A 14,130-nucleotide genomic window follows, 5' to 3' on the forward strand; every position below is an offset into this window, starting at 1 on the left:
GACGATCCCCCGCGGGCCATCGCTGGTAGCTTTCTAGACGTTTGCCGAGGTCTGGCACGCACACGCAAGAAGAGTCATGCACATGCAAGAACATCAAGGGGAAAGAACTACATGAGACGAACCCGACCGACCCTCACGGGCGCCGCGATCGGCGGCAGCCTGGCCCTGGCGTTCGGCGCCGGCATGGTCGCCCTGCCCGCCGCCGCCGACAGCGACGTGCAGCTGCCGAGCGATTGGCAGGCCGTCGCGGCCGAGTTGCTCGACACGGGCGTCGACCCGCGACCCTCCGCCCAGTCCGCTGACTCGAGCAACGTCGCAGCGGTCGGCGTCGACGCCGACGGCGGCCTCGTCATCGCCGTCGACGGCGAGGGAATCGACGCCGGCATCGACGAGGCGCGTATCGCCGCATACGAGGACCGGGCGACCATCGTCCAGGTCGAGGGCGGCTTCTCCGCCCTCGCGGCCCCCGGCAGCGTCGTCGGCGGCGCCGGGATCTACACGGATACGGCTGATAATCAGGCGTCGGTCTGCTCCGTCGGCTTCTCGAGCTGGAACTCCACGGGCGAGCCCGCCGTGGTCACCGCCGGGCACTGCACCGATGACGGCGCGCTCGTCGACGTCGGACTGTCCGTGCCTGAGAATGACGCGGCCGGCGGCGGGATCCTTCCCGGCCCGGACCTCGGCGTCTACGGCTTCTCGCAGTTCGGCGGCCCCGGCAACACTGCCGGCTCGGAGATCGACCCGGGCACGGACATCGCGGTGATCGACGAGATCAACACCGACCTGACTCTCTCCCCCGAGATCACCGATTGGACCGACACGGATGACCTCGCGGCCTCGACCACGGTGATCACCGGCGTCGGTGCGGTTGACCCGAACGGCGCCGCCATCGAGCGCAGCGGCCGCACGACCGGCCACTCGAGCACCTCCGCCGCCAACGTCAGCATGATCGCCGGTGTCGCCGAAGTCGACGGGCGATACGTCCTCGGCTTCTTGGTCGACGACATCGCCGTCGACCAAGGCGACTCGGGCGGCCCGGTCTACCAGGGCGAGACCGCCATCGGCATCGTCTCCGGCGGCAACCCGACGGGCAATCAGCTCTGGGCGGCCGACCTGCAGGACGCCCTCGCCCACACGGACGGCTACACGATCCAGCTCCACATCGACGCGCCCGCGGTCACCGCCCCCGATGCGGGCGGCGACATCGACGCCGGTGACGCGATCACCGGCACCGCGCCCGCTGGCACGACCCTCGTGGTCCAGCCCGTCGGCGGCGACGAGTTCACGGTCGACGTCGACAGCGACGGCACCTGGTCGTTCGACGCCCCGCAGGAGCTCGGCGACTACGCCTTCACCCTCCAGGCCGAGAACGGCTACAACGCCTCCGAGACCGTGGAGCACGACGTCAACGTCACCCTCCCGGCACCGGCGATCACCGCGCCCGCCGACGGCGACCGCGTGACCGAGGCGATCTCCTCCGTGAGCGGCACCGGCTACGACGGCGCGACCGTGCACGTGACCATCGACGGTGAGGAGCTCACGGCCGAGGTCGCGGGCGGAGCCTGGAGCGTCGAGACCGACCTCGGCTACGGCCCCCACGAGGTGGGCGCCTACCAGGTGTTCGAGGAGCAGCAGTCCGCCACGGTGACCGCCGCGGTCACGGTCGCGCCCGCGGCTCCGGAGATCACGGTTCCGGCCGACGGCGGCTTCTTCGCCGAGACCGAGCTGACCGACGTGCTCGACGTCGAGGGCACGGGCATCGACGGCGCCACGGTCACCCTCCTCGTCGACGGCGAGCAGGCCGGGACGGCCGTGGTCACCGGCGGCGCATGGAGCATCGCGGTGGACCGTGACTTCGCCCCCGGCGACTACACGCTCGCCGCGGCGCAGACGATCGACGGCACGGACTCCGACGAGACGTCGATCATGTTCTCCGTGATGTCCGTCATCGACGAGGACCCGACGGTCGACCCGACGGACGACCCGACCGCAGGCCCGACGGACGGCCCGACGGACGGCCCGGACCGCCTCCCCGACACGGGCGCCTCGGCGGCGACCCTGCCGTTCCTGGGCGCGGCGGCGGCCCTGGTCATGCTCGGCGTCGCCGGCGTGATCCGCAGGCAGCGCGCCTGATCCGATCAGCAGTGAGGGGCGGGCTCCGGGCGACCGGGGCCCGCCCCTCGCCCGTCCGCCCTACGGCAGGCGCCAGTCGATCGGATCGGCACCGAGCGTCGTCAATAGGCTGTTGACCCGCGAGAACGGGCGCGAGCCGAAGAACCCGCGCGTGGCCGACAGCGGGGAGGGGTGGGCCGACTCGACCACCGGCACCGATCCGAGCCGTGGGCGCAGGGCACGGGCGTCCCGGCCCCAGAGCACGGCCACGAGCGGGCCGCCGCGGGCCACGAGCGCGTCGATCGCGGCGCCGGTGACCTGTTCCCAGCCCCGGCCCCGGTGCGAGGCGGGCCGGCCGGGGGAGACCGTGAGCGAGCGGTTGAGCAGCAGCACCCCGCGATCGGCCCACGGCCGCAGGTCGCCCGTGGTCGGCCGCGGCACCCCGAGATCGTCGACCAGCTCGGTGAAGACGTTCGCCAGCGAGCGCGGGAGCGGGCGCACGTGCGGCTGGACCGAGAAGCTCAGCCCCATCGCGTGCCCCGGCGTGGGGTAGGGGTCCTGCCCCACGAGCAGCACCCGCACCTGCGCGGGCGGGCGGGTGAACGCGGCCAGCACGTGCTCCGCGGCCGGCAGGAAGCCCGGGCCGGCGGCGTCCTCGGCCCGCAGGAAGTCGCCGAGCTCGCGGAGAACGGGCTCCACCGGCGCGAGCGCGCGGGCCCACCCGGGATCGATCGCCTGCTCCAGAGGTGTGCGCATCCCCTCATTCTCACCGATTCCCGCCCGGCCCCGAACTCTCGAGGACCTGCGGACCGGGGCGGCCCGGCGCCCGAATGACACGCGTGTGGTTCGCCCGTAGGATGGGCGCGACCGGACCACAGGGAGGAAACGGATGAGCGAGCAGGCGGATGCCGCCGCGGGGCTCTCGGAGCGCGACGCGCAGATCCTCGACTTCGAGCGGCAGTGGTGGAAATACGCCGGTGCCAAGGAGACCGCCATCCGCGAGCGCTTCGACATGTCGGCCACGCGCTACTACCAGGTGCTCAACGCCCTGATCGACTCACCCGACGCCCTCGCGGCCGAGCCCATGCTCGTCAAGCGCCTGCGCCGCATGCGCGCCGGCCGCCGGGAGGAACGCTCGGCGCGGCGTCTCGCTTCCACCCGGTAACCGGTACCCTGCACAGGTGAGCAAGCAGGATTACCCGTATCCGAAGGACGAATTCGACGTCCTCGGGCAGGAGCGCGTGCCCCACGGCGTGCACCGTGAGCCCACCCCCCGCTGGCGGGTCTGGCTGCCCTATCTCCTCGTGATCGTGCTCGTGCCGCTGCTCACCTTCGGCGCCGTCAAGTACTTCATGAGTGCGGACGACGCCCCCTCGGCCTCGCCCACGACGACCGCCGCGCCGTCCGCCGACCCGAGCGGCGAGAGCCCCGCGCCGAGCGAGCAGCCCACCGCGACCGAGGGCGGCGAGGAGCCGTCCGAGGAGCCGACCGAGGAGCCGACGACCCCGGAGCTCGACCACGGCGTGGCCGTGCTCGTGCTCAACGGGGCGGGGGTGCAGGGACTGGCCGGGCGCACGACCGACGCCCTGACCGGCCTCGGCTGGACCGCCGCGACCGCCGGCAACTACACGAACTCCGCCCCGGCCGAGACGACGCTGTATTACCACTCGGCCGAACTCGAGCCCGAGGCGCGCGCGATCGGCGAGCAGCTCGGCATCGACAACCTCTCCGAGAGCGCCACGGCGGCCTCCGAGGGCATCGTCATCGTGCTCCGCGCCGGCTTCTCCGCGCCGGCGGCCTGAGCGCGTCGCCGCCCCCTATGGTTGATGCCATGGCGAGGGCGAGCGTGGACGTGGTCGTGGTCGGCTCCGGACCGAACGGGCTGGCGGCGGCCGTGACGATGGCGCGCGCCGGCCTGGGCGTGCAGGTGGTCGAGGCGCAGCCGAGCATCGGCGGCGGCGCGCGCACCCTCGACCTCGGCCTGACCGACGTCGGCCTCGAGCACGACGTCTGCTCGGCCGTGCACCCGCTCGCCCTCGCGAGCCCGTTCCTCGCCGAGTTCGACGTGCCCGCCCGCGGCGTCGAGATCGTCGTGCCCGAGCTCTCCTACGCCCAGCCTCTGGACGGCGCCCGGGCGGGTCTGGCGTGGCACGACCTCGAGCGCACGGTCGCCGAGCTGCCCCGGGGCGAGGGGGCCGACTGGCGCCGCCTGCTCGAACCACTCGTGCGGCACGCGGAGGCGGTGATCGAGCTGTCCCTCTCCGACAAGCGCTCGGTGCCCGCCTCGCTGCTCACCCCGCGCGGGATCGCCGGATCGGTCGCCTTCGGCCGCGCCGTGCTCGGCCAGGGGACCCGCGCCTGGGACCGGGCGCTCCCGGGCGAGACGAGCGCGGCGCTCCTGACCGGGGTCGGGGCGCACGCCATCGCCCGGATGCCCTCGCTCGCCTCCGCCGGCACGGCCATCATGCTCGCCACCCTCGCCCACACCGTCGGCTGGGGACTGCCCGTGGGCGGGTCGCAGGCGATCATCGACGCGCTCGTGCGCGATCTGCGCGCCCACGGCGGAACCGTGCAGGCCGACACGCCGATCACGCACTGGTCGCAGCTGCCGCGCGCACGGGCCTACCTGTTCGACACGACCCCGCGGGCCCTCGTGGACATCTGGGGCGATCGGATGCCGGCCCGCGCGGCCCGGGCGCTGGGCCGGTTCAAGTACGGAGCGGCGGCCGCGAAGGTCGACTTCGTGCTCTCGGAGCCGGTGCCGTGGGCGGTGGCGGAGATCGGCCGGACCGGCACGGTGCACGTCGGGGGCACGCGCGCGCAGATGGCCCTGGCCGAGGCCGAGATCAACGCCGGCCGGCACGCCTCCGCGCCGATGGTGCTCGCCTCCGAGCCCGCCCAGGTGGTCGCCTCCCGGCGGGTCGGCGGCCTCGCGCCGCTGTGGACCTACGCCCACGTGCCCGCGGGATCGACCCGCGACATGACCGAGGACATCACCCGCCGACTCGAGCAGTTCGCGCCGGGGTTCCGCGACGTCGTGGTGGCCTCCCGGTGCATCCCCGCCGCCCGGATGCACGAGCACAACGCGAACTACATCGGCGGGGACATCGCCGCCGGGGCGATCGACATCGCCGCGATGGTCGCCCGGCCCACACCGTGGCTCAACCCCTATTCCGGGGCGATCCCCGGTGTCTACCTGTGCTCCTCCTCGACCCCGCCGGCGCCGGGCGTGCACGGCATGAACGGCTGGCACGCGGCCCGACGGGCGCTGTCGCAGCGGTTCGGGATCCGGCGGATGCCGAGCCTGGCGCCGGGCAGCTGAGCGGCCTCAGGCGGGGACGACCTCGCTGTTCCGTCAGGGGACTTTCGCACTGTAGCCTCGGTGCCCACGCCTGCCGCCGAGCCGTGGTCACCGACCGTGGCGTCATGGCTCGACCAATACCCCCACGAGTCGGCGACATCGAGGCTAGCCTGAAGCGGCATGGGCAGTAGATCTGCTACCTATCAACGATGAGAGGAAGTATCGCCATGTACGACACCCTCGGTGACAGGGCCGGAGCCACCCTCCTCAGCGGCTGCGTGCGGTCCTGGCAGCCGTCGTCCTGATGCTGACGCTGGGCGTTACTCTGAATGCTCCGAGCGCAGCGGCCTTCGGTACCTGGAATGCTACGCGAAGTTGTGGCGTCAACGAGGTCCACAGTGGACGGGTCGGCGGAGTGTCTCAGGCGACGACGCGCCGCGTGAGTGGATCGTGTGCGGGGCCACTCATGGCCGGTCTGCGTCACCGCTCTGGTCTTGGGTTGCCGACAAGTATCCAGTGGAGCACGGGCGACTCGAGCTACGTCTCTCGTATCATGACCGACACAACGACGTCCGGGTACCACAAGGGCTGCCCCACGTGCAATACCACGACGACGTGAAGCGATGCGCGTGTGTCGGCCTGGCCATTGCCGCGATCGGGCTGCTCCTCGGCTGCTCCTCCGTTCAAGGGGGACAAGTGGCCGAGGAGCGCTTCGACGCGCTCCTCGCTGAGGCCGAAGCGAGCGGTGCGGGTGAGGCGCAGTTGGCGGCGATGAGCGATGGTGCCGTCACGACAGCCGAGTACGAGGATGCTCTCGACCGCTACTTTCAGTGCACGGCTCTTCATGGAATTGAGCACAGCGATCCTGTTCTCAATCCGGTCAATAATCTCATTTACACGTTCACTGAGACGTCATGGGTCTACGGGGATGAAGAATTAGCTGAACTGACGTTGGATTGCAGAGTTCGGGAACTCGTGTACCTGGAGTTGGGGTATCGGTACAGCGAGCCGGCATCGATGGATGAGGCGCTGCTCGATGGTGCGCGAGAGTGCCTGCAAAAGTCCGGGTGGGAGTTCACGGGCGATGAGCGGAATTTCGATGATCTGGTCGCAGTTGGAGGCGAAGGCTCCCAGGACGGGGTTACGGACTGCCTGGTTCCCGTCTGGCTCAAGTTCTATCCAGGGGAGTCGCTCTCCGTTCCGTGAGTCGGGGCAAGTCCGTGTGCGACAACAGTTCGAAGCTACCGGCACCCGGTCGCGCGGGCCCAGCCGGACAGTTGACGGCCCATCCATGTGGTGCCATCGGCCGGTATGGTCAGGGGATATTGACGGCCTGACGGCGGGAGGTTGACCAGTCGATGGAGAAGTCGGATTCTCGAGTCGGTCGGACCGTCTTTCTGGCTGCCTTGGTGGTGTGGCTGCTGGCCCCGGTCGTGTTGATCGCGGTGGTGCAGGCACATCAACAACGGGTGGTGCTTGTACAGACACCGGAGGTGTTGGCGCCGGTGACGGCGAGCGTTGAGTCCGCCGGCGCGGTCGAGATCGCGATCGACTGGGGCAGGCAGGTGCGCCTGATCGCTCCCGGCTGGTCCGGGACGGTGGAGCAGGTACACGTCGAGCCCGGCGACCGGATCGAGGATGGGTCGCCTGTGATCACGATCGATGGAATCGAGCGGCGGGCGGCATTGACTCCGCGTCCGTTCACCCGTCCGCTGTCGATCGGCGATCGTGGCGCGGATGTCCGGATGCTGCATGAATGGCTGGCCGAGTCCGGGTACCCGGGTGCTGAGGGAGAGGTGTTCACTGCCGGGACGATGGAGCGTGTCCGGGCGCTGGCCGCCGACATCGGTGCGAAGCGGCCGGCGGCCTTCGACTGGACGTGGTTGGTCTATCTGCCGGAGGAGTTCACTGTCGGGTCGGTGGAGGCGCTGGTCGCTGCGCCGGCGCCCGCTGCTGGTGAGGCGGTCGTGCTCGGTGCCGCTGCAATCAAGGACACCCTGATCGTGGAGCCGGGCAGCGTGCCTGAGCGTCAGGCGGGCGAGGAGAATGTGGCGCAGACCGCCTTTGAACAGATCCCGGCCGATGCGGTGGTCACGGTGCCTGTGGGGGCCGAACTGCGCGTGCGGGACGAGCCGGTCGTGGTCGGCGAGGACGGTCGGCGACTCGAGAATCCGGATGTGCTGGAGCGGGTCCCCTCGGGCGCGGCGTCGGTGCCCGCTGTTTTGGTATACAGAGATGACGAGGCACTCATGCTGCCCTCGGCGGCGGTCTGGGTCGGCGCAGGGGCCGACACATGCGTGTTGCGGGTCGAAGGTGACGAGCGGGTGACGGTCTCGGTTACTGTCGCTTCGGGAGCCAATGGGCAGGCACTGGTGACGGGAGATCTGAGCGTTGGAGATCGGGTGGTGCTGGCGCCGCCTGCCGCAGCGAGGGGGTCCTGTTGAGCAGTGCGCTGGTGCGGCTGAGGCAGGTGACCAAGTCCTTCGGTAGCCGTCAGGTGCTGACCGGCCTCGATCTGGAGATCCGGCCGGCCCACTCGGTCGCCTTGCTGGGGCCTTCCGGGGCAGGCAAGTCGACGCTGCTATCGATCATCGCCGGTCTCTTGGCTCCTGATGGTGGCTCGATCGAGAGAGCGCCCGGGGTGGAGACGGTCTGGATCGTTCAGAATGCACCGATGTTGAACCGGCGCTCGGCGTTGGAGAACATCATGGTCGGCGCCTTGTCCTTGGGCGCGGCGGAGGGGGTGGCGCGGTCCAAGGCGAGGGAGGCAATGCAGCGGCTCGGCCTGTCCGACCTGGCTCGCACGCGTGGGCACCGACTCTCCGGCGGTGAACGGCAGCGGGTGGCGGTCGCGCGTGGCCTGCTCGCCGGGGCGAATCTCTTGCTGGTGGATGAACCGACGGCCTCGCTCGACGCCGACTCCAGAGAACTGGTGCTGCGGGCTATCCATGGGGCCGTGGCGGCCTCGTGTGCCGCTGTAGTGGCTACACACGATGACGAGGTGGCCCGCTCCTGCGATGAACAGATCCGGCTCAGGGATGGACGAGTGACGTGAGCCGTGACGGCGCCCGCGGCGCACGGTGGCGTACTCGCCAGGTCGTCCGCGAGGCCGTGTGGGACCTGTGCGCGGCACGAGTCCAGAGCGGCATCGTGGCTACGACCGCCTTGGTGACCGCAGCGGTCATGGTCTTCGTCGCCGCTCTCACTCTGGCCGGCATCGCCGCACGTGAGGATGTCGCCTACTGGAACGGCCGGGACGTGCTGGAGGTGGTGTTCAATGAGGGGCGTTGGGATGTGGCTCGGTGCGAGCAGTTGAACGCGGTGACCGGAGTCGCCTCGGCCGGGGCGGTGCTGGATGGTCGAAACATCATGATCGGCACCGAACCGGCGAGTCGGTATTCGATCGAACGAGTGACGCCTGGATACCTGCACGTCGTGTTCCCGGACCTGGAGTTTCACGGGGAACCAGGCCTAGTCGCCGGGCCCCTCGTGGCCGAGCGCTTCGGGCTCGTCCGTGGCGGTGATATCGCCGTACGCGAGGCCACTGGCCTTCCTCGGGTGCTCCCGGTCAGCGCCGTGGCTCATCCGTCGGCGCGTGCCGACGGGCAGGCACGCCGTCTGTTCGAGGTGATGCCTGCTACCGGGGTGGCCGCCGGCTGCCTGGTGTCCCCCGAACACGGGGCTACGGCACAAGTGCAGGCATTGCTCACGGATTGGTGGCCCGCACCGGCACGGGCCATCACGTTCCCAGTCGAGGACACCGGCTCTGGCCGAACCCCGCAGCAAGAGCTCGGCTCCTCCTGGGCACACCTCGGTTGGCTTGCCACAGTGCCCGTGCTCGCGATCTTCCTGGTGCTCGCGTGGTCGAGGCGTTCTGAGATCGCCCTCTATCGGTTGCACCGGCTCACCCGCGCCCAGGCTCTCCTCATGCACGCCGTCACGGTCCTGTTCGTAGTGTTGCTGCCGTGGCAGGCAGGCACCGCGGTGGGGCTTGCGGCCTTCATCCTGGCGGACGGGGGCACTCTGCTCACCCCCGTATTGATACCTGTGCTGGCGCAGTCGCTCATCATGTTGGCCCTCGGCCCGCCATTGGCCTGGCTGCTCACCGCTCGCACCCTGGCCGCGATCCGCGGCGCCTGAGGATACGATCGGCGATCGGCCCACCCTCTCCGGGGCGCGGTGTGCCGGAAGAATTCTAGGGCCGGGCGAGACGTCCTCTAAGCCGGGGCGACCTCGCTGCGGCGCCCGATGCGCCGACGCAGCCAGGCCGGGATCCGCTCGAGCGGAAGGAACGCCGCCCAGCACACGACCGTGGGCAGGAAGTGGATCCCCAGCGCGAGGTACGTGGCCAGGTGGAACAGCACGAACGTGGCCACGAGCGCGTAGAGCCACTTGCCCCGCAGGAACAGCACGACCGGGGAACAGAACTCGAGGAGGAGCAGCGCCCACTGCCCCACGATGAGCAGCCACGGGAAGTCGAGGGTCCAGCGGATGAGGTCCGATCCGCGGCGCATGATCGCCCAGACGAACACGGCCCCGTTCGCCCACACCCACGGTGTGCCCGAGCGGGTCCACTTGCTGATCGCCGATCCGAAGTAGGTGAGGATCGTGAACACCTGCACGACGCGCAGCACCCAGCCGACGCGCTCGCTCGAGCCGGTGTCGCCGAAGCGGGCCACCCCGACCGTGGGCAGCACGAGCACCGCGACCATGAGCGCCATGTGATCGTGGCTCACGTAGGAGAAGCCCTGCGAGTTGAGCATCCAGAGCCAGAACCCCAGGCCGGCGACCCAGCCGGCGGCGCGCTGGAAGGCGCCGATCGCCGCGCAGACCGAGGCGAGTGTCACGACCCAGAAGAGCACCTGACCGCCCGTGACGCCGAGCGTCGGCAGCTGCAGGATCCGGGCCACGAGCGTGGGCTGGTACAGCTCCGGAACGTAGCCGTGCGGCACGACGTCCGTCGCGACGTAGAGCATGTCGAAGATGAGGAAGAGGTAGACGAGGGTGCGCAGCACAGCCACCCGTGCGAGCGGCATCGGCTTGAACCACCAGCCGCTCACGGCCGAGCCGGCTCGGGCGAGGGCGCTCATCCGGCGTGCCATTCCACGAGGATCTCCACGGTGGGTTCGCCGTCGGCCTCGCCGTCCCGCAACTGCTGGGTCGAACGCTTGAGGTAGAGCACCTCGGGCAGTGGCCTGCCCGGGTTGAGCTGCGCGTAGGAGCGGGCGAAGACGCCGAGCAGCTCCGGATCGTCGATGAAGCGCTGCAACTGGCCCTCGACCTCGGCCCGCCCGGTCCCGACCACGTGCTCACTCAGAGCGACGTGGCGATCCTCGGCGTCGGGGAAGTCGGCGCGCAGGGTGACCGAGCGGACGGTGCCGTCGAGATCGCGCGGCGTGGCGTACTGCGACAGCGAGCCGAGTGGGAACCAGTCGTTCGTGTCCACGATCTGCCCGGCGGTGAGCACCGCGAGGGCGGCGAACGTAGCCGTGAGCCGCCACGCCTTCGAGAAGGGTCGCAGCGGTCGGGAGGCACGGTCGGGCGGAGGGGCGTCGTTGCCGGAGTCCTGCGACTCGGTCGTCGGCGGCGTACTCATATCTCGTAATGCTCTCACGGGCCCCCGAGGTTACAGCCGTGGGGGCGCGGCATCGGCGAGTCGGCGGCGGGCGGATGGGCCCGGGGCCCAGGACGCGGGGCCGCGCATGAGCCGGATCACAACCCGGCCGGTGTCGCCTTGCACTCTCGGGCCTTGAGTGCCAATAATGGGCTTAGCACTCTCGCCATGAGAGTGACAGTCGCACATCTGGCCAGTAGGGCGAGGCGGATCCGAGGCGCGGGACGTGACCGCGGTGAGGGACCGTCGTCCGTCGCGGGCGTTCTGCCGGCCGTTCAATGCCAGTACCGGAGGATCAAAACCCGACATGGCCAAGATCATTGCCTTCGATGAGGAGGCCCGCCGCGGTATGGAGCGTGGACTGAACGTCCTCGCCGACACCGTGAAGGTCACCCTCGGCCCCAAGGGCCGCAACGTGGTTCTCGAGAAGAAGTGGGGCGCCCCCACGATCACCAACGATGGTGTGTCCATCGCCAAGGAGATCGAACTCGAAGAGCCGTTCGAGAAGATCGGTGCCGAGCTCGTCAAGGAGGTCGCCAAGAAGACGGACGACGTCGCGGGCGACGGCACCACCACCGCCACCGTGCTCGCCCAGGCGCTCGTGCGTGAAGGACTGCGCAACGTGGCCGCCGGTGCGAACCCGGTCGCGCTCAAGCGCGGTATCGAGAAGGCCGTCGAGGCCGTGACCGAGAGGCTCTTCGCGCAGGCCAAGGAGGTCGAGACCAAGGAGCAGATCGCCGCCACCGCCGCGATCTCCGCCGGCGACGACCAGATCGGTCAGCTCATCGCCGAAGCCCTCGACAAGGTCGGCAAGGAGGGCGTCGTCACCGTCGAGGAGTCGAACGCCCTGGGCCTCGAGCTCGAACTGACGGAGGGTATGCGCTTCGACAAGGGCTACCTGTCCGCCTACTTCGTCACCGACGCCGAGCGTCAGGAAGCCGTGCTCGAGGACGCCTACGTGCTCCTCGTCGAGGGCAAGATCTCGAACGTCAAGGACATGCTCCCGCTGCTCGAGAAGGTCATGCAGTCGGGCAAGTCGCTGTTCATCATCGCCGAGGACGTCGAGGGCGAAGCCCTGGCCACCCTCGTCGTGAACAAGATCCGCGGCCTGTTCAAGTCCGTGGCCGTCAAGGCCCCGGGCTTCGGCGACCGCCGCAAGGCCATGCTGCAGGACATCGCGATCCTCACCGGCGGCCAGGTCATCTCCGAGACCGTCGGTCTCAAGCTGGAGAACGCCGACCTGTCGCTGCTGGGCACGGCCCGCAAGGTCGTCGTGACCAAGGACGAGACCACGATCGTCGAGGGTGCGGGCGACGCCGAGCAGATCGCCGGCCGGGTCTCGCAGATCCGCGCCGAGATCGACAACTCGGACTCGGACTACGACCGCGAGAAGCTCCAGGAGCGCCTCGCGAAGCTGGCCGGCGGCGTGGCCGTCATCAAGGCCGGTGCCGCGACCGAGGTCGAGCTCAAGGAGCGCAAGCACCGCATCGAGGATGCCGTGCGCAACGCGAAGGCCGCCGTGGAGGAGGGCATCGTCGCCGGTGGTGGCGTGGCGCTCATCCAGGCGTCCAAGGAGGCCTTCGAGGTGCTCGAGCTCGACGGTGACGAGGCGACCGGCGCGAACATCGTTCGCGTCGCCGTCGACGCGCCGCTCAAGCAGATCGCGGTGAACGCCGGCCTCGAGGGCGGCGTCGTCGTGGAGAAGGTGCGTCACCTCGAGCCCAACCACGGCCTCAACGCCGCGACCGGTGTGTACGAGGACCTCCTCGCCGCCGGCGTGAACGACCCGGTCAAGGTGACCCGTTCCGCTCTGCAGAACGCCGCCTCGATCGCGGCCATGTTCCTCACCACCGAGGCCATTGTGGCCGACAAGCCGGAGCCGGCCCCGGCCGCCGGCGGTGGCGAGCCCGACATGGGTGGCATGGGCTTCTAGTCCAGCCGCAGCAGCGCCGTCCTCGGCCCCGGAACCGACCTGGTCGGTTCCGGGGCCGAGGTGTCTTCGGGGGTAGTTCGCGTCTCTGGGACTGACGCTTGTTGGGGGTAGTCAGGGAGCGCGAACGCATCCCCGGTCTTGACGACCGACTGAAGGTGGCAAGGTAGCATGAGGCGAACGTGCCAACACGGGTCTGTGACAGCGCCGGAGGGAGTCGTCCGACAGTGACAGTCGACAAGGACGTGCGGTCGCGGACGACCGGGGAGGCCGACGCCGTCGAGCAGCCGATTCCACACAAGGTCTACCGTGCCGTGCGGGAATCGATTATTCGGGGAGAGTACCCTCCGCATCTTCGGCTGAGCGAGGAGAATCTGGCGAAAGAACTTGGAGTCTCCCGGGTGCCTCTGCGCGAGGGCTTTCGAATGTTGTCACGAGACGGGTTTATCCATCAGCGCCCACACCGCAGCGCGGTGGTGAGGGAATGGACCCCGGACCAGGTGTCGGAGCTCTACGACGTAAGATTGGTCTTCGAGGTCAAGGCGGCAGGGTTGGCGGCCCAACGGGTGGCCGGCGGGGGAGACCCGCGGCCACTGTGGGAGACGCTCGACTCGATTCGTGACGGGCAGGCTCCGCTCGATCCGCTCACGGCGGCCGAGCTGAGTACTCGGTTCCACCGAACGATGGTGGAGTTGACGGAGAACCCGCTCCTCATATCGATCGTCGAACCACTGTTCCCGCAGATGGTCTGGCACTCCTATCTCACCCGCAACCACCAACCGGGCGTTTCGCACCGAGAGCACGCAACTATCGCAGAGGCCATTACCGCGGGAGACCCGGCGTTGGCGGAGGCCACCACCTATGTTCACATCAGGCGCGGACGAGAGATGAGCCTGAAGGCGGCCGAGCACTGAGACGCCGGCCGTCGACGCGCCTGCGTTCCAGGCGGCCTGCGGTTGCGGTTGGGCGAGCAGCACGGTTCGCGGATTTCCGGTAGCCGGACTGTCCCAGCGTGGCGTGCGCCAGGCGCATCATTGCACCAACGCGGGGGCGCGCAGCCACCCTGCTCCGCACTCCTACGGACGGGCGTCCGACGTCTCGCGTCGATTTTGGGGCTTGACAGGCCTTCGTCGCCAGTGCACGCTGTGTTATACAAACTTCACCCAATGAGGG

General features: G+C 69.6%; 13 protein-coding genes. 10 read left to right on the forward strand and 3 right to left on the reverse strand.

Annotated elements, in window-relative coordinates; all coding sequences use genetic code 11:
* The first annotated feature begins 111 nt into the window (after window positions 1–111).
* A complete protein-coding gene (locus GCE65_RS02175) occupies window positions 112–2,133 on the forward strand; it encodes a trypsin-like serine protease (protein ID WP_153877210.1) in 2,022 nt (673 codons plus the stop codon).
* 60 nt (window positions 2,134–2,193) lie between these two features.
* Here the strand turns inward: GCE65_RS02175 and GCE65_RS02180 are convergent, their stop codons facing one another.
* On the reverse strand, window positions 2,194–2,868 hold the full coding sequence (locus GCE65_RS02180; RefSeq protein ID WP_153877211.1) for a uracil-DNA glycosylase: 675 nt from the start codon (window positions 2,866–2,868) through the stop codon (window positions 2,194–2,196).
* A 133-nt stretch (window positions 2,869–3,001) separates the two neighbouring features.
* Between GCE65_RS02180 and GCE65_RS02185 the strand changes: the two genes are divergently transcribed.
* From GCE65_RS02185 to GCE65_RS02215, 7 genes are all read left to right on the forward strand, one after another.
* The gene (locus tag GCE65_RS02185; protein ID WP_152817243.1) at window positions 3,002–3,277 is read left to right on the forward strand and encodes a DUF3263 domain-containing protein; all 276 of its coding nucleotides are present in this window, start codon (window positions 3,002–3,004) and stop codon (window positions 3,275–3,277) included.
* A 16-nt stretch (window positions 3,278–3,293) separates the two neighbouring features.
* Window positions 3,294–3,914, forward strand: a complete 621-nt coding sequence (locus GCE65_RS02190; protein ID WP_153877212.1) for a LytR C-terminal domain-containing protein — start codon at window positions 3,294–3,296, stop codon at window positions 3,912–3,914.
* Between the two features lie 29 nt (window positions 3,915–3,943).
* Window positions 3,944–5,434, forward strand: coding sequence for an NAD(P)/FAD-dependent oxidoreductase (locus GCE65_RS02195; protein ID WP_153877213.1), 1,491 nt, complete (start codon window positions 3,944–3,946; stop codon window positions 5,432–5,434).
* Between the two features lie 576 nt (window positions 5,435–6,010).
* Window positions 6,011–6,619: a hypothetical protein gene (locus tag GCE65_RS02200; protein WP_153877214.1), complete on the forward strand. Its 609-nt coding sequence runs from the start codon at window positions 6,011–6,013 to the stop codon at window positions 6,617–6,619.
* Between the two features lie 152 nt (window positions 6,620–6,771).
* Window positions 6,772–7,857, forward strand: a complete 1,086-nt coding sequence (locus tag GCE65_RS02205) for a hypothetical protein (protein WP_153877215.1) — start codon at window positions 6,772–6,774, stop codon at window positions 7,855–7,857.
* On the forward strand, window positions 7,854–8,468 hold the full coding sequence (locus tag GCE65_RS02210) for an ATP-binding cassette domain-containing protein (RefSeq protein WP_194164858.1): 615 nt from the start codon (window positions 7,854–7,856) through the stop codon (window positions 8,466–8,468). The genes GCE65_RS02205 and GCE65_RS02210 overlap by 4 nt, the downstream gene beginning before the upstream one ends.
* A gap of 113 nt (window positions 8,469–8,581) precedes the next feature.
* The gene (locus tag GCE65_RS02215) at window positions 8,582–9,553 is read left to right on the forward strand and encodes a hypothetical protein (protein WP_153877216.1); all 972 of its coding nucleotides are present in this window, start codon (window positions 8,582–8,584) and stop codon (window positions 9,551–9,553) included.
* A gap of 77 nt (window positions 9,554–9,630) precedes the next feature.
* Here GCE65_RS02215 and GCE65_RS02220 read toward each other — a convergent pair whose 3' ends face one another.
* Both GCE65_RS02220 and GCE65_RS02225 read right to left on the reverse strand, forming a co-directional pair.
* Window positions 9,631–10,515 carry a hypothetical protein gene (locus GCE65_RS02220; RefSeq protein ID WP_153877217.1) on the reverse strand — a complete coding sequence of 295 codons (885 nt, stop codon included), beginning with the start codon at window positions 10,513–10,515 and terminating at the stop codon, window positions 9,631–9,633.
* Entirely contained in the window at window positions 10,500–11,009 is a 510-nt protein-coding gene (locus GCE65_RS02225) for a hypothetical protein (RefSeq protein ID WP_153877218.1), read from the reverse strand. Before GCE65_RS02225 ends, GCE65_RS02220 begins: the two co-directional genes overlap by 16 nt.
* Before the next feature lie 325 nt (window positions 11,010–11,334).
* Here GCE65_RS02225 and groL point away from each other — a divergent pair, with 325 nt between their 5' ends.
* Complete coding sequence (groL, locus tag GCE65_RS02230; protein ID WP_153879125.1) at window positions 11,335–12,960, forward strand: chaperonin GroEL; 1,626 nt, start codon at window positions 11,335–11,337, stop codon at window positions 12,958–12,960.
* A 224-nt stretch (window positions 12,961–13,184) separates the two neighbouring features.
* Window positions 13,185–13,871, forward strand: a complete 687-nt coding sequence (locus tag GCE65_RS02235; RefSeq protein ID WP_194928783.1) for a GntR family transcriptional regulator — start codon at window positions 13,185–13,187, stop codon at window positions 13,869–13,871.
* The last annotated feature ends 259 nt before the right edge of the window (window positions 13,872–14,130 follow it).

The sequence above is a fragment of the Pseudactinotalea sp. HY158 genome, from assembly GCF_009660225.1.
GTDB lineage: Bacteria > Actinomycetota > Actinomycetes > Actinomycetales > Beutenbergiaceae > HY158.